Annotated in this window: 20 protein-coding genes; 7 read left to right on the forward strand and 13 right to left on the reverse strand. The window is 55.5% G+C overall.

Features of this window, described 5'->3' with window-relative positions; genetic code table 11:
- Positions 1–83: 83 nt before the first annotated feature.
- The 7 genes from FAES_RS13330 to FAES_RS13360 form a co-directional block, all read right to left on the reverse strand.
- Complete coding sequence (locus FAES_RS13330) at positions 84–1,655, reverse strand: hypothetical protein (protein ID WP_041257852.1); 1,572 nt, start codon at positions 1,653–1,655, stop codon at positions 84–86.
- Between the two features lie 436 nt (positions 1,656–2,091).
- Positions 2,092–2,493 (reverse strand): hypothetical protein, encoded by a 402-nt coding sequence (locus FAES_RS13335; protein ID WP_015331745.1) that lies wholly within the window; start codon positions 2,491–2,493, stop codon positions 2,092–2,094.
- 89 nt (positions 2,494–2,582) lie between these two features.
- Positions 2,583–3,515, reverse strand: coding sequence for a glycosyltransferase family 2 protein (locus FAES_RS13340; protein WP_015331746.1), 933 nt, complete (start codon positions 3,513–3,515; stop codon positions 2,583–2,585).
- Between the two features lie 114 nt (positions 3,516–3,629).
- Positions 3,630–4,190: a collagen-like protein gene (locus FAES_RS30505; RefSeq protein WP_041257853.1), complete on the reverse strand. Its 561-nt coding sequence runs from the start codon at positions 4,188–4,190 to the stop codon at positions 3,630–3,632.
- 189 nt (positions 4,191–4,379) lie between these two features.
- Positions 4,380–5,339: an oxygen-dependent tRNA uridine(34) hydroxylase TrhO gene (gene trhO, locus FAES_RS13350; RefSeq protein WP_015331748.1), complete on the reverse strand. Its 960-nt coding sequence runs from the start codon at positions 5,337–5,339 to the stop codon at positions 4,380–4,382.
- Positions 5,340–5,453: 114 nt separating this feature from the next.
- Complete coding sequence (gene cobA / locus FAES_RS13355) at positions 5,454–6,203, reverse strand: uroporphyrinogen-III C-methyltransferase (protein WP_015331749.1); 750 nt, start codon at positions 6,201–6,203, stop codon at positions 5,454–5,456.
- Positions 6,204–6,267: 64 nt separating this feature from the next.
- A complete protein-coding gene (locus FAES_RS13360) occupies positions 6,268–8,403 on the reverse strand; it encodes a nitrite/sulfite reductase (protein ID WP_015331750.1) in 2,136 nt (711 codons plus the stop codon).
- A 269-nt stretch (positions 8,404–8,672) separates the two neighbouring features.
- Between FAES_RS13360 and FAES_RS13365 the strand changes: the two genes are divergently transcribed.
- Positions 8,673–9,389, forward strand: a complete 717-nt coding sequence (locus FAES_RS13365; protein WP_015331752.1) for a WD40/YVTN/BNR-like repeat-containing protein — start codon at positions 8,673–8,675, stop codon at positions 9,387–9,389.
- A gap of 3 nt (positions 9,390–9,392) precedes the next feature.
- Here the strand turns inward: FAES_RS13365 and FAES_RS13370 are convergent, their stop codons facing one another.
- From FAES_RS13370 to FAES_RS13380, 3 genes are all read right to left on the reverse strand, one after another.
- A complete protein-coding gene (locus FAES_RS13370; protein ID WP_015331753.1) occupies positions 9,393–10,256 on the reverse strand; it encodes a CHAD domain-containing protein in 864 nt (287 codons plus the stop codon).
- A 46-nt stretch (positions 10,257–10,302) separates the two neighbouring features.
- Positions 10,303–10,881 (reverse strand): DUF1003 domain-containing protein, encoded by a 579-nt coding sequence (locus FAES_RS29595; RefSeq protein WP_015331754.1) that lies wholly within the window; start codon positions 10,879–10,881, stop codon positions 10,303–10,305.
- Between the two features lie 103 nt (positions 10,882–10,984).
- On the reverse strand, positions 10,985–11,356 hold the full coding sequence (locus FAES_RS13380) for a DUF3471 domain-containing protein (protein ID WP_015331755.1): 372 nt from the start codon (positions 11,354–11,356) through the stop codon (positions 10,985–10,987).
- Positions 11,357–11,466: 110 nt separating this feature from the next.
- On the opposite strand from FAES_RS13380, the gene FAES_RS13385 reads away from it, so the two are divergent.
- The 3 genes from FAES_RS13385 (at position 11,467) to FAES_RS13395 (ending at position 15,391) form a co-directional block, all read left to right on the forward strand.
- Complete coding sequence (locus FAES_RS13385) at positions 11,467–12,024, forward strand: (2Fe-2S)-binding protein (protein WP_015331756.1); 558 nt, start codon at positions 11,467–11,469, stop codon at positions 12,022–12,024.
- A 32-nt stretch (positions 12,025–12,056) separates the two neighbouring features.
- A complete protein-coding gene (locus FAES_RS13390; protein WP_015331757.1) occupies positions 12,057–13,058 on the forward strand; it encodes an FAD binding domain-containing protein in 1,002 nt (333 codons plus the stop codon).
- Between the two features lie 83 nt (positions 13,059–13,141).
- A complete protein-coding gene (locus tag FAES_RS13395; protein WP_015331758.1) occupies positions 13,142–15,391 on the forward strand; it encodes a xanthine dehydrogenase family protein molybdopterin-binding subunit in 2,250 nt (749 codons plus the stop codon).
- A gap of 86 nt (positions 15,392–15,477) precedes the next feature.
- Here the strand turns inward: FAES_RS13395 and FAES_RS13400 are convergent, their stop codons facing one another.
- Positions 15,478–16,254 carry an SDR family NAD(P)-dependent oxidoreductase gene (locus tag FAES_RS13400; protein WP_015331759.1) on the reverse strand — a complete coding sequence of 259 codons (777 nt, stop codon included), beginning with the start codon at positions 16,252–16,254 and terminating at the stop codon, positions 15,478–15,480.
- A gap of 60 nt (positions 16,255–16,314) precedes the next feature.
- Entirely contained in the window at positions 16,315–17,130 is an 816-nt protein-coding gene (locus FAES_RS13405; RefSeq protein ID WP_015331760.1) for a phytanoyl-CoA dioxygenase family protein, read from the reverse strand.
- Positions 17,131–17,339: 209 nt separating this feature from the next.
- Here FAES_RS13405 and FAES_RS13410 point away from each other — a divergent pair, with 209 nt between their 5' ends.
- Positions 17,340–18,458 (forward strand): BamA/TamA family outer membrane protein, encoded by a 1,119-nt coding sequence (locus FAES_RS13410; protein WP_229364474.1) that lies wholly within the window; start codon positions 17,340–17,342, stop codon positions 18,456–18,458.
- 83 nt (positions 18,459–18,541) lie between these two features.
- On the opposite strand, the gene FAES_RS13415 is transcribed toward FAES_RS13410, so the two are convergent.
- Complete coding sequence (locus tag FAES_RS13415) at positions 18,542–20,233, reverse strand: helix-hairpin-helix domain-containing protein (protein ID WP_041257855.1); 1,692 nt, start codon at positions 20,231–20,233, stop codon at positions 18,542–18,544.
- Between the two features lie 187 nt (positions 20,234–20,420).
- On the opposite strand from FAES_RS13415, the gene FAES_RS13420 reads away from it, so the two are divergent.
- Both FAES_RS13420 and FAES_RS13425 read left to right on the forward strand, forming a co-directional pair.
- On the forward strand, positions 20,421–21,563 hold the full coding sequence (locus FAES_RS13420) for a sensor histidine kinase (protein WP_041257856.1): 1,143 nt from the start codon (positions 20,421–20,423) through the stop codon (positions 21,561–21,563).
- Entirely contained in the window at positions 21,560–22,255 is a 696-nt protein-coding gene (locus tag FAES_RS13425; protein WP_015331763.1) for a LytR/AlgR family response regulator transcription factor, read from the forward strand. Before FAES_RS13420 ends, FAES_RS13425 begins: the two co-directional genes overlap by 4 nt.
- Positions 22,256–22,342: the final 87 nt, after the last annotated feature.

The following is a 22,342-nucleotide window of genomic DNA, read 5'->3' on the forward strand; positions in this document are numbered from 1 at the left end:
CTTTGTTGTTAAGGGGCTTTGCCTAGATATCGGCGCACAAGTTGGTTAACTACTGTTGAGCCGGAATGAAACCTATGTGACTGTTACAACCCATCTTGGTAGTCCATAGTAGGCTTAAACATTTTTGATATGTATGTAACCTGACCGTTGCCATCAACAAGCTCGAACGAAACTTGAACGCCAAAATTCAGCCGCCGAGCAGGGTTCCTAGCTAAACCATATATGGCAAAGTTTGTACTCACGTCATACCAAGTGCCTGCTGTTGATTGGCTAATCAAGATAGGATTTCGGTTTGCGCTATTGAAGTCTATACCGCCTGCCCCTTCATAGTACCATACCATGGTGATGTTCTGATTTCGGACAGTGACTTCTCCACTGATAGCTGGGTTTAAGGTTATCGTTGGACTGTCTAATTCGTATCTTGCCGCTAATTCATCATATTTGGATACATGGATAATTGGCATACGACTTAGATTGAACACGCCTAGAGGCTTATCGTAATAAGGAATCACACCTGGCGTATTTGGGTCAGTTCTAGCAGTACCAGGCAAGAAAAAGTGCTGACTGAAAAGCAGAAATTCATCTGTTTGCGTGCCGTTCGCTTTAGTTTGCGCTTTTAATTTGAGGTCCGTATTTTGAACGTTTTGCGCTGGTGAGGCAATTATAGAGGAGAAAAATTTAGTCAGTGGAGTGGTTAAAATGTTCAAGCCCCCACTAGCAAGTGTGTTAGCAGCATTCTTGACCGCCGTAGTTAGTCCCGAGGTGGCGGCGCTACCGATTAATTTAAAAATTCCATTTTTCGCTGCCCCATTAGAACCTCCAGTCGATACACTCCCAACGATGTTGCTGATGTTAGTTGCATTAGATGTTTTGGAGAAGAGAGTTGAAAAGAGTTGCCCGCCACTATCGCCTGACACATTGATGGTACCCTCGATCGTACCGTCTATAGTCCCTGTTATTTCCAGTCTCTTCTCTGATACAGCTCTTGCCTCTAGGTCAAGCCCGACTTGTAAGCCATTTATATTGGGCGTATTAGGATCATAGGCGAACTCGTAGTCGAACGTATACCAAGCGTCATTAAGGGCTCCTGTGTTGTTTGAAAGTGGAGTTGTATTCGTGCCAGCAGTAAAGGGCTTATCAACAAGTATATCCATTGCCTTGGCTTCATCAGTGGAAAAATTCAGCTGTGAGGTGTTATAGTTGACGCTACTGCCAAGACGCAGTTGATGAAGGATATAATTTGAAGCGGCGGGGACAGCTGACGTATTTCTGAAGAATACACGCAAAATGCCTCGGTACTTGTTGTAGAGGATAAAAAACAATTTGTCATCTACGAATTGATTGGGATCAAAGTAATTGTAAACTAACTCCCAGCCATCACGTCTAAAGCGGTCTTGCACTGTATAAAAAGGGAATACGGCGCTGCCTCCGGCTGCCCAAGGTGTTCTAACCTGGATGACTTGGCCATCACTTCGCTTGTAGTAGAAGAATTCAGCGTTTTCCCAGTCAATGTAGGTAGTTGGAATCCTTGCTTTCGAATGAGTTACCGCTGCAACCTTTGCGGCTGGTGCGACAGGACTCACAAGTTCAGGGGTGCAGGAATTGATGAACAGGCATAATGTGAATGTAAGCCCGACTAAAAAGAAATTTCTCATGTTCGTTTTGAAGTTGATTTGATAGATTCTTTCGTGAGTTGAGTGCACTAATCTCAGCTTAAAAACGAACAACTAATTTATGTATACTTATATGTTATTTTATATATATGAATAATACAAAAGGGCTACTTGAGGTTAATATTTGGTTGATCTAAATGAGTAAAAAGGGGAAAATGACCTTTTAATTGACGTAAACTTTAGTGTTATTGATAAAAGACCATGTATTGTATGTGCGGTATGATAAGTATATATCTTAAGATCATTGATAGATTTCTTTGAAAGATCCTAATAGCTATGTGCTTAGAGAGTATGGGCAAATATGTAATTAAGCGGTAAACAAACACACCCCTGCCAGCCTGGCGTCAACGTTTTAAGGTTGAGCCAGTGCCAGCAGGGGTGCGTTTGTTTATGGCCAAGCGACCAACTATGCCGCTACCTAATCGGCCTTTTCGGCAGGTCGGGGGCGCAGGGTGCCACGGGCGATGGGCTCGGGCTTAGCCTTCGGATCGGCGTAACGCAGCAGCGTTGCCGTCGGGAACTCCGCTTTGGGCGATTTGGTGATCAGTAACTGGTAGGAGCGGGTGCCCACCACCAGATTGTGGAAGGTCATGCCGCCCGACTCCTGGGCCAGGCTCCAGTTGGCTACGGCCTGTTGGCCCAGCAGCGTTTTGTCGTCGTCGGACAAAGCGGCGTAGAGGGTATCGGGAACGAATCGTTTGCCGCTGACGCCTTCAATGGCCGAGACAACAGCGGGTGGCGTGGTTTGGGCGGGCTTGGTCTGCGCCATCGCCGCACCGGCGAACAGCGAAAAAAGCCCGGCAAAAAGGAATCGTTTCATCGCGTTGAGTGGGCCAATCTGCTCACCAGACTGACCATAGTTTACCTAATCAACTACGTCCGAAACGATTCGGTTATCGGCTGGGTACGTTATTTAATCTTCACGAACATCTTAAAACAGAACAGCCATTTGCGCAAGGCCGAGCGTTTTTTGGTCGCCAGCAGCTCGTCGCGGTAGCGAAAAAAGGTCATCATCCGGACGAAGTTATTCGGAATCGAAAAGCTCTTGTACGTCCGGTTCAGCCGGGTCAGGACCTTCTTTTCGCGGGTCAGTTCGGCGGGGCACTTGTCGGTCAGCGCCTGGGCCCGCTCCCGAATGGCGTGCAGCCGTTGCTCGGCGCTCTTTTGGGCCCGCGTCCGTTTAACCCCGTTGACGACCGGTAAAATGCCATACACGTTGGTAGCGTGCTGCCGGTAATCGACCAGCAACTGTGGCACAAACTTGACCGGCTGCCTGAACGTCGCGACGAAGCACAGCCAATGATCGTGCGGGATGTGCAGCGGGAACGGTAGGCTTCGTTGTAGCAAGCTCTTGGTGATGAGCATGTTGTGGCCCGATACGGTGTTGCCGATCAAAAACGATAAACAGCTGTCAAAGCTCTGCAATTGGCGGATATCGGAGAAGTTGATGCCCAGTGGCTGATCGTTGTCGTCGATAAGGCGGGAGTCACCAAATACCACGTCGCTGTCGCCCATCGCCTCCACCAGAATGCGAATCTTTTCGGGGTGCCAGATGTCGTCCTGATCGCTCAGGGCAATCAGGTCGCCGTTGGCCAGCAGCATGCCTTTCTCGAAATTCCGGATATAGCCCAGATTGGTCTCATTAACGACAAGGCTGAAGTACGGGTAGCGGGCCGCGTAGTGTTGCAGGATGTCGTGGGTAGCATCGGTAGAACGATCATCGACCACAATCACTTCGAGTTGCGGATAGGTCTGCTGAACGATACTATCGAGTTGGGTCTTTAAAAAACGCTCACCATTGTAGGTGGCCAGCACAACTGAAACTAAAGGGAGTTGCTTCATGGGTACGCAAAGGTACACAGCAATAGCCAGCCCTTGGACCGAATACCTAAACAAACTACCCGGCTGAGTAACCAGACGGTGGTTTTCAGCCGGGTAGCGTTGACGGCAGCGTAATCAGTTCGGAAGCTTATAGAAGGCTTTTACGGCCTGATAATCGTTGAAATCAAGGGCTGCCTGCCGCCCATTGCGCAGGTCATTGGCCGGGATAATGACAATGCGCGTGTTGACAAACGTATCGCTGGTCGTAGACCCCGTACCTACCCGTACGATCGCCACCACTGAATTGGCCGAGGGGCGTATGTTGGTGCGGTACTCGTTGGTGCCGTTGAAAATTCCGGGTAGTGGATACCACCAGGGGTTTGTATTCGACACGTACACGAAAATGGCCGATTTAGTGATCATATCGGCGGTAATGCCGGTCAGCGTGTACGTTTGTTCGGAGCCGGTATGCGTGCGTGAGCCAAACGAAAACTGCATGACATTGGCATTGCCGGTGGGTCCGGCGGGGCCTGCCGCTCCTTGTGGACCGGCCGGTCCGGCGGGCCCAGTTGGTCCGGCTGGCCCTACTGGGCCCGCGGGGCCCTCGGTCCCTTTGCTACAGGCGATAAACAATGAGACGAGCGCCAGCAGCAAGAACGCCGGGCGGAAAATGCGGAAATAAAGTGTGTGGTGCATACGCGTAAATGGACGGATAGAAATGAATTGACCCATTCGGTCCGACGGTCTTTCCGATGCGGAACGAATGGGTCAAAAGTCGCCATCCTGCCCAGGCGGCGCAATCCCATAAATGGGGGATAAGGCTTACACGAATTGGACCGTTTGGGCGCTCAGGCCCAGCGTGCGTCGGCTTGGAGTGACATTGCCTTACTTGGCCAGTTCGCTACGCTTCATGCTGCGGTAACCAAGCCCAGGCGAGTAGCCGATGGGCTTCTTGCTGTAGTAGCCCGTACCGTCGTAGGTACGTAACTGCGGGTCGGCTTTGCAGTCATCCGTGCACGTGCCGGCGTGGGTATCGCCGCAGGCTTCGCACAGCGGTACGTGGTTGTTGCAGGCCGGGCTGGCGCAGTTGATCATCCGCGAGGTGGGCGTGCCGCAGCGGTGGCAAGTCGAAATTACCGTCGGGTTGATGGCGTTGACGTCCACGGCGAGGCGGTTGTCGAACACGTAGCATTGGCCGTCGAAGTCTTCGCCGCCTTCTTCCAGGCCGTATTTGATGATGCCCCCGTGCAATTGATAGACATTCTCAAACCCCTGCGACAGCAGATAGGCCGAGGCCTTTTCACACTTGATACCGCCGGTACAATAGGTGATGATTTTCTTGTCCTTGAGGTGCGCAATCTCGCCAACGTGATCGGGCAGTTCGCGCAGGTTCTCCATGTCGAAGGTGACAGCCCCTTTGAACCGCCCCACGGTATGCTCGTAGTTCGATCGCATATCGACCAGCACTACGTCCGGGTCGTTCTTCATGGCCCGAAACTCGGCCGGTTCCAGGTGGATGCCTGTCTGCTCACGCGGGTTCACGGGCAGGTCGGAATTGACGATTTCCTCTTTCAGCCGAACGTGCAGTTTCTGAAACGTGTGGGCCTCGACCTCATCGACTTTGAAATCGATAGCGGCAAAACGAGGGTCGGCTTTCACCGCGTTCATGTACGCCTCACAATCGGCCGTCAGCCCTGACACCGTACCATTGAGGCCCTCAGGAGCAACGATGATACGACCCAGCAGATTGAGGTCGAGACAAAGCCGGTGGTGCTCATCGCGAAACGCGGCGGCATCAGCAATGGGGGTGTAGTAATAGTAAAGGAGAACGCGGTACGGTTTCATGAATCAGTTGGAACGCGGATAACAGGTATAGAGCAGATTGGCACAAATACTAACTTACCGGCACTCTACTGAAAACTGCGCTCGTCTGCTCAATGGACTCTATCCGCGTTGCTATTACGCCTGCAAATTTACGAAAAATTGCGCGTTTTCGGGATGGTTGGCCAGCCGGGCTACTTCACCGACCACAATCACGGCGGGGTTGCTGATGCCCGTTGCCTCGACCCGCTCGACAATCTCGTGAACGTACCCCGCCACAACTCGCTGGTTGGTGGTCGTGCCGTTCTGAATGATGGCAATGGGCGTATCAGCTTTGCCCAATTCGGTGAACAGCGCCGCGATTTTGGGCAGTTGATGAATGCCCATCAGAATCACCACGGTCGCCGACGACTGAGCGGCCAGCCGTAGATCATTAGAGAAGCTGCCGTCTTTCAACGTACCTGTCACCACCCAGAAGCTTTCCGACAGCCCTCGGCTCGTGAGCGGTACGCCCGCCGCCGCCGGTACGGCATAACTGCTCGAAATGCCCGGAATGACCTCGACGGAGATACCGTGCTGCTGCGCGTATTGCAACTCTTCATAACCCCGGCCAAATACATAGGGGTCGCCGCCTTTCAGCCGGACCACATGCCCATAATGCTGGGCATAATGCACGATAAGCGGGTTTATTTCCTCCTGCGTACAGGAATAGGCACCCCGGCGTTTGCCCACGTAGACTTTCAATGCGTCGGGGCGGCAGTAATCGAGCAGTTCTTCGGCAACCAGTGCGTCGTACATGATGACGTCGGCCGTTTGCAGCACCTTCACCGCCTTCATGGTAATGAGATCGGGATCACCGGGCCCCGCGCCAATGAGCGTAAGTTTCATGCGAGTGAACGAGTGAACGAGTGGCTTAGGTACGTATCCGATTAGCACTCGTTCACTCGTTAGTTTAAGAGTCCTGCGCCTGCGTCAGTTCCTGGAGTTCGGGTTGGCCGTCGCGGGCAATTTGCTCGGCGCGGTAGGCTTGTACGCTTTTCAGAAAAGCAGCGGCTTTGGGTACAAACGACTGGGCAAACTGGGCCGATGGCTCGTTTTTGTTAATGCTGTAGGCCAGCGCTTTAAACTGTCCTTCCGCTTCGTGAAAACCATCGTAAGCCGCAAACTCGCGGTCGAAGTCGGTCACGATGCCGTGGTGCGTATTGGTGTTTACGTCGCGGGTCATCAGCGCCGCTTTGGCACCCGTAATGAGCACGTTGTAGGCGTGGTAGATGGCGTCGGCCCAGCGACTTTCGGCCAGGGCTTCGTCGGCCCATACCAGCTTTTCACCCGCTTCGTCGAGGGTCGTCGCCACGAGGTCAATCATCACGCCGGCACATTCGCCAACGCCCACTTCCGTCACAAACGGTTCGGTATGATCCCAGTCAACGTAATCGCTGTCCTGTACCGTTTTCAGATCGGCCAGCGGCTTCAGCAGGGTGTAGAAATAGTTCTTGCCCTTCCGCCCGTAGTAATCGTTGTAATATTCGCCGTCCAGCGCGTTGGTTTCATAATCCTGAAACAACAACCGCAGGGCGTCGGGGCCGCGCTTGGTCGGGATCTTCACGACTTTATCGCCCAACTGACCAACGCCCGCGCCGTTGAAACCACCACCCAGCAGTACTTGCAGAGCTGGCAGCACATAGGCGCCGTTTTTCATCGACGAGCCGTGGAAACCAATGTTGGCGACTGAGTGCTGACCGCAGCCGTTCATGCAGCCACTGATCTTGATCTTAATGTCGTTGTTGAAGATGATGTCGGGAAACTCGGCCTTCATCATCTCTTCCAGTGCCCGTGTGATGCCGTAGCTGCTCGAAATCGCCAGGTTACAGGTATCGGTACCGGGGCAGGTGGTAATGTCCGCCGTGGTGTCAAAACCCGGTTCGGCCAGACCCAATGCGTCGAGGGCGTGAAAAACGGCTTCTAGATCTTCGGGTCGAATGTACCGGAGCAGGTAACCCTGATTGACCGTCACGCGGATGTCATCGGCAGCGTATTGCTTCACGATCTGCGCCAGTGCCCGCGCCGTATCCGACGACATATCGCCCAGCAGCACGCGCAGTTGTACGGCATACCAGCCCGCCTGCTTCTGCTCGAAGACGTTGGTGGCAAACCAGTTTTTAAGTTTCGAGTCTTGCGTTTGGAGAACGTACCCAGCGGCTTCGGGGCGTGCCTCCCGAACGTCGAAGGCCAGACTCGAAACGGGCAATTCCTTGCTCCGCAAGGCTGTCCATTCTTCCTGTACTTTCTCCAGAAACGTCTCCAGCCCCAGATCGTTGAGCAGGTACTTCATCCGGGCTTTATGGCGTTTGGTGCGCTCGCCGTAGCGGTCAAACACGCGGATCACCGCCTCGATGAACGGAATCACCCGCTCTTCTTCGATAAACTCGGTGGCTGTCTGCGCCAGGAATGGCTGTGCGCCCAGCCCACCAGCCAGCAGCACTTTGAAGCCCCGTTGCCCGTTCTGTACGCGCGGAATGAGGCCGATGTCGTGCATGTAGCCGTAAGCCGAATCTTTCTCCGACGACGAAACCGAAATCTTGAATTTCCGGCCCATCTCCTGGCAGATCGGGTTGCGCAGGAAGTACTCGAAAATGGCGTGCGCATAAGCCGATACGTCGAACGGTTCGTCGGGGTCGATGCCCGCCCGGGCCGAACCCGTCACGTTGCGCACGGTATTACCACAGGCTTCTTTCAGGGTGATGCCCGCGTCTTCGAGGTCAGCCCAGAGCTGCGGCGAATCGGCCAGTTTTACAAAGTGGAGTTGAATATCCTGCCGGGTTGTGGCGTGCAGGTTGCCCGTTGCGTAACGGTCCGACACGTCGGCAATGCGAATCAACTGATCGGCGGTAATGCGGCCGTAGGGCAGCTTGATGCGGATCATCTGCACGCCCGCCTGCCGCTGACCGTACACGCCCCGAGCCAGCCGGAACTTGCGGAACTGCTCGTCGGTCATCTGCCCACTGCGGAAGGCCTCCACCTTTTTCTGAAGATCGAGAATGTCGCGCTGCGCCGCGTTGCTAACGGTGGGGGAGAAGGCAATAGACATAATAGTATTAGCCTATAGAGTTTATATACTGCTACTTTAAAACAAGAGCCGACAGAATACTTGCCGGCTTGTTGTTGATGCGTGTCGTACAAAGGTAATGGCTTTTATGGGCGAATCGTTCCGAAACGGTCAAGATTACGTCGAGCCTGGTGCAGGCATTTCGTTCGACAATAGCTTACCATCTACTAACTGATCTTGTACCGATTGTCTGATTTGGTGTAGTTTAGTAGCCAGTTAGGGAAATTTGATTTCTTTTAAATCAACGTACTATGAAAAGCATAGGCTATGGGCTTGCACTGCTACTCGTACTAGCCGCCTGCCACCGGGACAGTGTCGACACCGTACAACCCGAATACGACAACTGGTACACGCTTCGCTCTCCTGATGCCGGGTCTATCGATGCCGTTTGGGGCGATATCGATAGAACAGTTGTCATTGCATCTACTACGCTTACATTATATCGCACTACGGATCGGGGTGAAAGCTGGCAGCAGGTCTATGCTAAAAATCAACCTGTAACGGGGCTGGTCATGCAAAAGGATACTCTTTTTGCCACTTCAGGTATGCTGTATGCTGGAGGGGAGGTTACACTGGTGAACACGGCTCTGTATAGTATAGACTTGGGCGCAACCTGGCTGACCTATCACCGGATTAACCCAACTTTTGATTTAGTTGGCTATGCGGGAAATTCAGGAATCAAGACCAATCCAGTTACCGCGACGAATGGCGTTACGTACACAATTCGTCGGCAGTATCTCAACGATTCAACAAAAATAAGAGGTCGGTTTATAACACCTGGCGTAGTCACGCAGACCGGTAGACAGATTGACCTGCCTAAGCGACATCAACTGAGGTCACTGGCGTTGGACGCGAAAGGTCGCCTCTACGCTGCTGGCTCAGACGAGGTTTGCGAGTTATCCCCCAACTTCCGGTACTGCAATGGCGGAAGAGGTGTCGTCTACGTCTCGAAAAATCCGCTGCCGTAGTAGCTATACGTTGGGTTCGGCACCCGCACGCCAGGGAGCGAGTCCGTTGAGCAGCGTAGTTAGGTTGTCCATCAGCAGATCGACACGCTTCTCCTGCCGGTTGGCTGTCTGGTGTTGGCGGGCAATCAGGCGTTCCGTATTGTCGTCGGGCTGTTCGTTATCGGCTGCGATAAACGCTTCCAGATGAGAGAGCCAAACGACCCGATCGTGCCAAAGACCCACCTGCTGTTGCGTCTGTTTGGCCTTGGTGAGCAATTGCTCAAGGGCATCGTCGGGCATCAGTTGAATGAGCAACGTACCTACTTCGATCAGCGCTTTCAGGTGCTTCCGCATCTGGTGCGTGTTTTCGGTCGACTGCCCTCCCTGTTGTAGCACCTCGATGGCCGCGGCTTCCCGGTCGATGTACGTCCGCAGCCGCTGATCGACCTTAACGGGCGATACCGTGACGCCGATGCGCTGAATCAGCTTGTCCGCTTTTTTCAGATCGCGCTTGTGGAATTTTTTGAGGGCTTTTTTGAGCTTCTTGCGCGCCTTTTTTTCTTCTTTTTCCAGATAACGGGCGTAGCGTTTGGCCATGGTTCCCCGCAACGGAATGGTATCGATCGACGCCTGGCTGAGTTGAATGTCGCGCAGTTGACCGGCCCGTTTGAAGAGTTTGCGGAAAGCCCGCTCGTGCCGACGGCTCTTGAACTGCTTGGGCCGGATAAACTCCATCAGGCGATACAGCGATCGTAACCGCTTGATGCCGACCCGGATGCGTCGAACGTGCTCGTCGGTAAGGTGGTCGCGGGCGTCTTCGATCCGTTCGATCAGCGACGACGCGCGTTGTTTGTAAAAGTCGTGAAGTGGTGAGGTCGTCTCGGGCATGAGTCAGCAGGCTTTGACAAACAAACGGGCGAATTGGGGCCGGTGTTTAGGGCTTTCGTTGTAAGAGCAGGTCCATTTTCTGTTGAAGAAGCCGGATTTCGCTCTCCGCTTTCAGGTTCACCTCATAATCCTGCCGGGCGCGTTCGCGGTCACGCTCTTCCTGCCGGTTTTGGCTCATCATGATCACGGGCGCCTGCAGAGCAGCCAGGCACGACAGCAGCAGATTGAGCAGGATAAACGGATAGGGATCGAACCCCCGGTTACCCATATACCATACGTTGATGGCCATCCAGACAATAATAACGCCTAGAAAGAGCAGGATAAAGGTCCAGCTACCGCCAAAATCGGCAATCCGATCGGCTACCCGTTGCCCAAACGTCAGGTTGGCATCGGGATCAGGCAGCGGGATATGGGTAGGCTTGGGTAACACATGGGCATGATCAACGGCGCGATTGACGTAGGTAAGCAGCCGGTTTAGCGAGATAAAGCTGTCGACCCGAAACGTGGGGAAATCAGCCCGGATAGCTGCCAGCACCCGCGGGTGAAGCTGGTAGCCTGGTACGGCCGCCTCAATCGCGACGTTTTCGCCCGATACGTCGCAGAGTACATAAATTGGCTTCTTCATGCCCAAACATACGCGCTGAAAGCTACTATTAGCACTACCTGGTAACCATCGACCCGTTACCGTCACGGTCAGGAGTCAGCCTGGTTGCCGGGCTCGCCGCCAGCTAGTTGTCTTTCTTCGCGCTGAGTTGCTGCCCCTGCGCGGCAAGCGACAGGCCAGTAATCTGTTTGGTAGTTGTGTCGCGGGTGAATGTGATAAGCGAGCCGTATGAACTCGTCGATTTGTATTGGTCAGTCGCTTCCTGCTTGAGCAGTTTATACGTACCCATACCGGCGTCGCCATACAGATCACCATCTTTCACCGTGATTGTGTAAGTGCTGATTGGGCTGCCACTGGCGAAGGTATAGGTGCCGGCGTAGTCGCGCAGGGATTCGCTGGTTGCCGAGGTGGCCATCGGGGCGGTCGGGGCGGTTTGGGCCAGCGCAGCCGTCGTGAGGGCAAACAGGCAGAGCAGGAGACAGATAGGCGTTTTCATGGCAGTAAGGGGTTTGGCCGGACAAGGTCGTAAAAAAGCACGGGCTTCGCTCTGATTTTTGAACAACCGATAAGTCGAGGGGTTCCGTAGACAAAAGATCCTTAGTATTTATGTCTACAGTCACGTTGCCCCATCCGCCCGCAACCGGTCAGAAAACGGCAGGTACGTCGGCCAATCGACCGCAATCCGCTGCTCCGGCTCCTACGCCTGGCACCGTTACGTTGACCATCAACGGCACGGCCCGTCCGCTTAATCTAGCTCCCTGGACCACGCTCCTCGATGCGCTGCGCGAGTACGCCAACCTGACCGGCACCAAGAAAGGCTGCGACCACGGACAGTGTGGAGCCTGCACGGTATTGGTGGACGGGAAACGTGTCAACTCCTGTCTGACCCTGGCGGTGATGCACGACGGACACGATATTACCACGGTCGAAGGCTTGGCCAACGCCGACGGAACGCTACACCCCATGCAGCAGGCGTTTATCGACCATGACGCGTTTCAGTGTGGGTACTGCACACCCGGTCAGATCTGCTCGGCGGTCGGGATGATCAACGAAGGCCACGTCAAAACCGACCACGACATCCGCGAACTGATGAGTGGTAACATCTGCCGTTGCGGGGCTTACCCGCACATCGTCGATGCCATCAAGCAAGTGATCGACAAATAGGTTGGCTTAGGCCGTTAAACGTCAGACGAACCATGAACCCATTTACCTACGCCCGACCCGACTCGGTTGAGGCGGCTGTCAACGACCGGGCAACCGAAACCCAAAGTAAGTTTATTGGCGGTGGCACCAACCTCATCGATCTGATGAAGGAGAACATCGAGCGCCCCAACCGGCTGATCGACGTCAATAGCCTGCCCCTCGGCGGCATCACCGAGTTGCCTGATGGCGGCCTGCGCCTGGGTGCTACCGTCACCAATGCCGATACGGCCTACCATCCGCTGGTGCAGGAGCGGTATCCACTGCTGTCACAGACTATTTTGGCGGGGGCCTCGCCGCAACTGCGCAACATGGCGACCAACGGGGGCAACCTGTTTCAACGTACCCGTTGTTATTATTTCTACGACACCGCAACGCCCTGCAACAAACGCAATCCCGGCTCGGGCTGTGGGGCCATTGGCGGCTACAACCGCATCCACGCCATCTTGGGTACGTCCGATAGTTGCATCGCCACCCATCCGTCAGACATGTGCGTGGCCTTGGCGGCGCTCGAGGCGGTGGTGCAACTGACCGGCCCCGATGGCGACCGCAGCATTCCGATGGCCGACTTCCACCGGCTACCCGGCGATGAACCCCAGTTCGACAACACCGTCAAGCCCGGTGAGCTCGTTACCAGCATCGACCTGCCCGCTCGTGGTTTTCGGGAACACTACAATTACCTCAAACAGCGCGACCGCTCATCCTACGCGTTCGCGCTGGTGTCGGTAGCCGTCGGCCTGGAACTGGATGAAGCTGGCACTACCATCACAGCGGCACGGCTGGCCCTCGGCGGCGTGGCCCACAAACCCTGGCGCAAGCCCGAGGCGGAACAACGGCTGGTTGGCCACGAAGCCAGCGCGGCTAATTTCCAGGCGGTAGCCGATGCCCTGCTCGAGGGAGCCGTGGGGTATGGCCACAACACGTTCAAAATCGACCTCGCCAAACGTGCCATCGTACGGGCGCTGGACGAGGCCGTGCGCATGGAAAAGGCAATGTAAAACAGGTAGCGGTTGCTCGTCGGCTCAGAAGCGTTCAGCGGCTGAATCGTGCCAACCCTCAACCGCCAAACTTCAACCGAATTATGACGTACATCGGCCAGCCTGTCAAACGTGTTGACGGCTATGATAAAGTAACCGGTAAGGCCAAATACGCCGCCGAGTTCAACGTACCTGACCTGCTCTACGGCTACGTGGTGTCGGCGGGAATCACCAAAGGAACCATTCGCCGCATCGACACCGGGGCGGCGCTGTCGCTGTCGGGCGTCGTGCAGGTGTTTACGCACGAAAACCGCCCGCACACGGCCTGGTTCGATATGAACTACAAAGATCTTGATGCGCCGCCGGGCTCGCCCTTCCGGCCTTTGCACGATGATCAGATCAAATACAGCGGGCAACCCGTCGCCCTGGTCGTGGCCAACACATTTGAACTGGCCCGCTACGCGGCCTCATTGATTGAGGTGACGTATGACGAAGAAACCTTCGAAACGGATCTGGAAGCCCACCTGCACGAAACGCGCGAACCGGCAAGCGGACTGGCGAGCCTGCTGAAACCACCACCGCCCAAACCGCGCGGCAACGCCGATGAAGCGCTGGCCGCCGCGCCAGTGTCCATTAAAGCCCGGCACGTACACGGGGCGCAACACCACAACCCGATGGAGATGTTCGCCACAACGGTAGACTACGGGAAGGAAGACAAAGACGGCACGCCTTTCCTGACGATCTACGACAAAACGCAGGGCGCGCTCAACAGTCAGTCCTACGTGAAAAGTGTCTTCAATCTGCCAGCCAGCCACGTGCGGGTGATCTCGCCCTATGTTGGCGGTGGGTTTGGGTCGGGGCTACGGCCGCAGTACCAGTTGTTTCTGGCCGTTATGGCGGCCAAAGCACTGAAACGGTCGGTGCGGGTGACCCTGACGCGCCAGCAGATGTTTACCTTCGGTCACCGCCCCAATACGGTGCAGGAGGTCGAACTGGGGGCATCGGCCGACGGCACCCTCACGGCTCTGAAACATAGCGCCAAAGCGGCCACCTCGCAGTTTGAAGATTATACCGAAGTGGTCGTCAACTGGTCGGGGATGCTCTACGACGTACCTGACACCACGCTGGCCTACGAACTGAAACCGCTGGATATCTACACGCCCCTCGATATGCGGGCACCCGGCGGCGTCACGGGTGACCACGCCATCGAAACGGCGATGGATGCGTTGGCCTACGAATTGGGCATGGACCCGGTCGAGCTACGGCTAAAAAACTATTCGGAAAAGAACTGGACCGAAGACGACAAACCCTATTCGAGTAAAGAGCTACGGGCCTGTTTCCAGCAGGGAGCCGACCGCTTCGGCTGGTCGACGCGCAACCCGGAGCCTCGGTCGACGAAGCGCGGTAATGTGCTGGTCGGCTGGGGTATGGCCACGGGTATCTGGGACGCCAACCGCCTGCTGGCCCGCGCCGAAGCGGTCCTGACGGTCAACGGCAAGTTACGCGTCAGCAGCGCTACCGCCGACATTGGAACGGGCACCTACACGATTATGACGCAGATCGCGGCTGAAACGATGGGCATGCCCATCGACGACGTGATTTTCAAACTGGGTGACAGCGACATGCCCTGGGCGCCGTTTCAGGGCGGATCACTCACGGCGTCTACCGTCGGCTCGGCGGTGAAACAGGTATGCGAAGACCTGAGCAAAAAGCTGTTCAAGCTAGCCAGCAAGCCGTCGTCTTCGCCGTTCTATGATGCGCGCTGGGATGACGTTGTGTTTGCCGACGGGCATATGCGCCTCAAATCAGACCTGTCGGTCGCCATGTCGTTGCGGGATATTGTCGCCCTGAACGGTGGACGGGCCGTTTCCGAAACGTCCACGTCGATGCCTAATCCGCTCAAATCAGGCAAGTACTCAAAGCACGTGCACTCGGCGGCTTTCGTCGAGGTCGAGGTCGATGAGGACCTGGGCACGGTTACGGTGACGCGGGCCGTTACGGCGGTCGCTGGCGGAACGATTCTGAACCCCCGCACGGCACGCAGTCAGATCATCGGGGGTATGGTGTGGGGCATCAGCCACGCCTTGCAGGAAGACAGCAAGATGGATCATCGCCTGGGGCGGTTTATGAACCATAACCTCGCCGAATACCACGTACCTGTCAACGCCGATATCCACGATCTTGACGTGATTTTCGTGGAAGAACACGACGACATCGTCAATCCGCTGGGCGCCAAGGGGCTGGGCGAAATCGGTATTGTGGGGATGCCCGCTGCCGTAGCCAACGCCATCTTCCACGCCACTGGCAAACGCATCTACGACCTACCCATCACGATTGATCGGGTGTTGTATTAATGATAAATGATACGTGGTAAGCGATGAATAAACTGACGCCAAAAACAAATGCGTTGGCTTATTCATCGTTTACCACGTATCATTTATCACTCTTTATAAATCTTGTACGCCGTTTTCTCGACCAGCGACTTGGGTAGGAGCCAGGCGGCGAAGGCCCCGAGCTTATTGATGGCCCCGGTGATGACTTCGGCTTTTTTAGCGTACATGGCTTCAACGGCCTGTTTCGCCACGACCTCCGGCGTCATCACCACTTTCTTGGCCGCTTCCCGTGCTTTGTCGTTAATCTGGGCGCGATCGTTGAAGCCGGTGTCCGTGGCACCGGGGCTTACGCTTGTAACCGATACCGACGTACCTGACAGCTCATGGTGTAACCCCCGGCTGAAATTCAGCACAAACACTTTCGTGGCGGCATATAGACTCATACCGGGTAAGGCCTGATAGGCTGTCGAGCTGGCGATGTTCAGAATATAGGCCTGCTTTTGCCGACGAAGCTGCGGCAGAAACAACTGCGTAAGCTGAACCAGTGCCGTCATGTTCACCTGCATCATGGCGAGGTTTTCAGCGACCGTATACTGCTCAAAATCGCCACTGAGCCCATAGCCCGCATTGTTGATCAGCATCGACACGTCGATGGCGTTGGCCTGGCACCAGTCAAACAACTGCTGCGGCGCGGCGGGGTCGGCAAGGTCAAGCGCCAGCGAACGTACCTGAACGTTGTATTGAGTAGCCAGCTCCTGCCCGATGCGCGTAAGCGCGTCGCCCGAGCGGGCTACCAACAACAGATCGACCTGGCGGCGGGCCAGTTCCGTGGCAATCGCCTGACCAATTCCCCGGCTAGCGCCGGTAATGAGTGCGTAAGGCATAAAAAAAGTTTGACACGGCCCGCCGTGGCAGACCGTGTCAAACGATATAGTAGCTAAAATTTAAATGTTCACCTTCTGGATAAACCGGTGGTAGAACGGTGTCTTGCTCGACTCGTTTTTCGGCTTGTATTTGCCCGTAACAACCGGCACATACATCACGCGGCGGCGGCTCGCTTCACCGAAGTGGGGCGACTGCTGCACCCGGTGCCAGATGCGACCGTCGTGTACGGTGAGATCACCCGCCTGAATGTCGAGGCCAACCTCGCGCGGATCGGGGTTGTTATCGACGAAATACTTCTTGGCAAACAGCATGCGGAAGGTGCTCTGCTTGTGGGTGCCGGGCAATACGCGCAGGCCACCATTTTCCATGGGGCAGTCGTCGAGGTGCAGCCCCACGTTCAGCATCGGCATGATGCGCTGACCGAGGAAGATGTCGCGTGGGCTATCGGTATGCCAGCCCATTTGCGAATACTGGCTGTTGGCCGTCCGAACGTAATTGTTCAGGACAAAACCATCTTTCTCATTTTCGCCGATACGACCTTCGTACGGTTGCAGCAGGTCAACAACGGCCTGCAGGCGGGGGTCCTGCAAAAATTCATGCAACGCCTGGCTGTAGTGCGAGAGGAAGCACGAGCGCTGAATAACTTTGTTGCCGGCTTCATCACGACCAAATTTGAGCGGCACGCCATTGACTTTATCACGCCCTTCGGCCAGCCATTCTTTTTCAATCCGGGCGTTTTCGCTCAGGAAAAGATTGACGGTTTCGCGCTTAATAAAGTTCGGGAAAACGATGATGCCGTATTTGTCAAAAAACGCTTTTTGTTCCCGAGTGATCGATTCACCCAGTTCAAAACGCGGGCTTTGTAATTTTTTCATATTAGTGACGATTAAGTACAAATCAATCGTTGTCAGATTTGTTGTTGCGGATTCTGGCTCTAAATTAAATGCAATTAGTTGGGATGACCAAACACTTTTTTATGAATGAGATTATTCGAGGATCAGCTAATACTTAGGCCGGATAAATGCTTATTCACTTCGCAAAGTTTACTCAACGGAGCCTTATCTGCTAGTTAAAGCGTATTAATTTGAAAACCCCATTCCGCCTAATAGTCCTATTTTCAGTAAGTTGGTTCAGTATTTATTTCGCCGAGGCGCAGAAGAGCAGCCCGATGGCCGATAGCCTGAGCCTACCGCGCAAAGCGTCGAACCGAACGTTACTGGTGCTGCCACTGGTGGCCCGTTCGATAGAAACAGCCTGGTCGTTCGGGCTGGCCGGGTCACTTACCTTCCGCCTGACCGACGATTCCACCACCCGAACGTCGAACAGTCAGGCGCTGGCGCTCTACTCCGTAAAACAGCAATTTGTGGTGGCACTCAACGGGGCTACCTACTTCCCGGGCGAGACCTATATCCTGAATCATCAGCTGTCTTACAGCTACTTCCCCGATAAATTCTGGGGGCTTGGCAAGGCCGCTCCCGAAGAGGCCGTCGAGAACTACACCTTCCGACAATACTACATCTACCTGCACTTGCAGCGGCAGATTCGGCGAAACCAGTTTGCGGGCCTGGTCTACGAGTTTCAGCGGGTGCTGAATGTCGACTACGAAGGCGGTGGGTTATTTGATAAGCAGGCCGTTGCGGGCCGAACGCCCTACCATGTGTCGGGCGTTGGGTTGAGCTACACCTACGACACGCGCAACTCGGCGTTTTCGCCCAATCGAGGTGGCTTGTTTCAGGTCCAATTCAATCATTTTGCGCCGCTGCTGGGCTCCGATTACCAATACACGAATTACGTGCTCGATGCGCGACTGTTCCGCCAGATTGGCCGACAGCAGGTACTGGCCTTGCAGGCTTATGCCTTTCTGAATTCGGGCAACGTACCCCTGCGCAGTCTGGCGTCGTTTGGTGGGGCCAACAGCATGCGCGGCTACTATGACGGCCGCTACCGCGATCGGAATCAGGCGGTGGTACAAGCCGAATACCGAATACCCCTGTTCTGGCGGCTGGGGGCCGTGGCGTTTGGTAGTGTCGGTAACGTGGCCTACAACGTCGATGAACTGAATTTTCGACAGCTTAAGGCCGCCTACGGGGCTGGCCTGCGCCTGGCGCTGAATCGCCGCGAACGCCTCAATCTCCGCGTCGACTACGGCTTTGGCGGCACCACCGGTAGCGGCCTGTACTTCCAGCTAGGCGAAGCGTTTTAATGAATAATGTATAGTGGATGATGAATAATGGGCTGACGCCATCAACAAACAGCGTCAGCCCATTATTCATCATCCACTATACATTATTCATTAAAACGCTTCAGCACCTCAACGAGGGGCTGGGCGTTGAACGTCATGGCCTTGGTGAGGCCTCCTTTGCGGGCGGCGTAGATGCCGTAATGCATGTCGAGGAGGCCGCGCATCTCGTGGGCATCGGGGTTGATACTAAGCATCACGCCGCGCTGCATGGCGTAGTCGATCCAGTGCCAGTCGATATCGAGCCGGTAGGGGCTGGCGTTAATCTCAATGATGACGTTGTTGGCCGCGCAGGCGTCGATAATCACGGGAAAATCGAGCGGGTAGCCTTCCCGCGCCAGCAGTAGCCGACCGGTTGGGTGCCCCAGAATAGACGTATACGGATTCTCGATCGCCTTCAGCAGCCGCGCCGTGGCTTTCTCCTTCGTCATGTTGAGGGTTTGGTGCACCGACGCCACCACGTAGTCGAACGACGCCAGCACGTCATCGGTATAATCCAGCGACCCGTCGCCCAGAATGTCGGATTCGATGCCTTTCAGGATGCGAAAATCCAGCCCGGCAGCGGCGTATTCAGCATTCAGCGCATCGATCTCGACGTGCTGTTGTGCCACTCGTTCGGGCGAAAGGCCACCGGCGTAACTGGCCGTTTGCGAGTGGTCGGCAATCCCGAAATACGTCAGGCCCAGCTCGCGGGCGTAATCGGCCATCTGGCGCAGCGTGTGCTTCCCGTCTGACCAGGTGCTGTGGTTGTGCAACGTACCGGTGAGATCGTCCCATGTCACCAGCTCATCGGGCTGATGTTGGCTCGCCCAAGCGAAGGCCTGGCCATTTTCGCGCATTTCGGGCACAATGTAGGGCAGCCCCGCCGAGGCGTAAATCTGCTCGTCGGTTGCATTGGCCGAGGCCATCGTTGCCGTCTGGAGCAGGGTTTTGCCGGTAGCCCCTTTCTGCATGAGGTGCGCCTCGGTAGCCGACCGGATAAAACGCTGCTGATCGAACTGCCCCGCTGGGTACGTGAGTACCGACACCTGCACGTCGAAACCCGCTACCTCGCCACGCCACGCAAACGGCGACGATGCCGCCCGGTTCTGTGTAAAATTGGGCCGTGCGTTAATCGCATCCTGAACACCGATGGGGTCGTCGGATTCAACCAGCAACTCAACCGTATCGACCTCGATGGCCCGCCGCAACACCTGCCCGCTCACCTCCACGCGCCCCAGGGGGGCCAGTTCGTCGCAGAGCAGTTGGGCCAGCCGGTCGGCCTTGTCCATGCGCACCTTGCCCGACTGGCTCTCCAGAAACAGAATGCTTTCGAGGATGTTCTGCTGGGCTTTTTCGCCGAAGCCTTTGATGGCCGCTACCCGCCCCGTTTCGGCGGCCTGCCGCAGGTCGCGCAGGGTTTCGAGGCCCAGTTCCTGCCAGAGCGTTTTGATTTTCTTCACGCCAAGCCCTTTGATCCGAAACATGTCGAGCACGCCCGGCGGGGTCTGAGCCAGTAGCTCGTCGAGTTCGGCCAGGTGGCCCGTGTCGGCAAATTCGCGGATCTTGCCGGCAACTGCCTTACCCACACCGGGCAGTTTGGTCAGTTCCGCAACGGGTTGCTCAGCCAGGTCGAGGGTTGTTTTTTCGAGCGAAAACGCCGCCGATGAAAAGGCGCGAATGCGAAACGGATCGCCATCGTGCAGTTCCATCAGCCGAGCCGTCAGCTCGAGCATATCGATGATGTCAGAATTTGTCATGAGTTGGGAAATCGTTGTGCAAATTACGCCATTCCGGTTTAGCTCGGCAGGGGCGTTGGGCATTGTCGTCGGGATAAACCCGCCTGCTTCACCACCGCTTTTGGCCAACTGACCACTACCTGGCGCCCGCCGGAACGACCACGCCTTCCTTTTCCTTTCCATAGATTGACGACTGATCGCCCCACTCATGAACTTCCGCTTGCTGCTGACAGTCACGGCCCTGCTGGCTCTGCCTGTGCTGTACATATTGAATGAAGACATTAGCCTGCGGCCGTTGAATCCGCACGACCATATCATTCAGAATGGGCTGACCTACGCGGCGCTGCTGCTGTTTACGTACCTGAACCACACCGTCTTTGTGCCTCGGCTGTATCTGACGGGGCGCTACCGGCGGTACGTTGGTGTGGTGGCGCTGTCGCTGTTTATGACCGCCTGGCTACCGCACCGCATCGAACAATGGACGTTTTTACAATGCCCCGACAAACCGACGCTCCTTGGCTGGGCGGGCCAGCTGCTTTGGAAAGAAAACCTGTTTCACGCAACGCACAGGCACCACGGCCCACCAGATGGTCGAGCTTTTTCGGGTGAAAAACAGCCTCCAGGCGAAGGGCCCGTGCGGCGCAATTTTCGGTCGGGCCCCTACATGGCTACGTTGCCTGTCAAGCTGGCCATTATCGTGTTGCTGGGCAGCGTGAGCACGCTGGCATCCGTTTCGGTACAGACCCAGAATCGATTACGGCAGGTGGAGACCGACCAACTGCAAACCGAATTGCGGCAGTTGAAAGCGCAGATTCACCCGCACTTTTTGTTCAACACGCTCAACAGCATCTACGCGCTGGCGATTCGTAAGGACGACCGCACGGCCGATACCATCGTGAAGCTGGCCGAATTTATGCGTTACATGATCCGCGATGCCCATCAGCACCGGGTTCCGTTGCAGAACGAACTTAATTACCTGCACAATTACATCGACCTGCAGCAGGCCCGCCTGCGCGACGCCGTGACCCTGCAAGTCGCCATTGATCACGATGCGGCGGGCAGGCAAATCGCACCCCTCATTCTGTTTACGTTTATTGAGAATGCCTTCAAATACGGCGTCAACCCCGACGTACCCAGCACGATCCGTATTCGGATTGCCATCGAAGGGCCACGGCTGACCCTGCACGTTTTTAACCGAAAAGTGCCGACTAATCAGCTCGACGAGTCAACGACGGTCGGGGTGCAGAACGCCCGGGATCGGCTCCAATTACTTTATCCCAATCGGCATCAACTCCGGATTGACGATGCTGCCGACACGTTTACCGTCGATTTAACGATGCAACTTACATGATGCAGGCCATTGCTTTAGACGACGAACGCCCCGCGCTGGAGGTGATTGAGGCGTTCTGCCAGCGACTCGATACGGTCCAGCTGGACCAGACGTTTACCCGACTTGGCGACGCCCGAACGTACTTGGCTCAGCAGCGGGTCGATCTGTTGTTCCTGGATATCAATATGCCGGCGGGCTCGGGTATCGAGTTTGTCAGAAGCCTGCAGCCCGCGCCCCTCGTCATCTTCACGACCGCCTACAGCGATTACGCCGTGACGAGTTATGAACTGTCGGCGGTCGATTACCTCCTGAAGCCATTCACCTTCGATCGGTTTCGACAGGCCGTCGATAAAGCGTGGCAACAGCATCAGCGGCTGACCGGCCCGCTGGCGCCAGAGGCCGAGTATGTGGTGTTTCGGGTTGATTACAGCCTGATCCGGGTGGCGCTGGCGGACATCGTGTTTGTTGAGGGCTTGGATAACTACCTGAAGATCCACTTCGTTGGGGCCAAGCCCATCGTGGTGCGGCTGACTATGAAAGCGATGATCGAGAAGCTCCCGACCGATCGGTTTGTGCGCATACATCGGTCCTTCATCGTTGCGCTGGCGCGGGTCAGATCCGTACGGAATAAGCTGATCGCCATTGGTGATGAAGACCTGCCACTGAGCAGTACCTACGAACGAGACTTCTTCGCGCTGTTCGATAAGGAGTGAGGGCTGCCCCTCATTGTTGACCCTCTTTACCCCAACATTTGGCCGGTTCGTCCCTAAACGGGAAAACTACTCAACACTATTCGTCTG

This window comes from Fibrella aestuarina BUZ 2, from assembly GCF_000331105.1.
Lineage (GTDB): Bacteria > Bacteroidota > Bacteroidia > Cytophagales > Spirosomataceae > Fibrella > Fibrella aestuarina.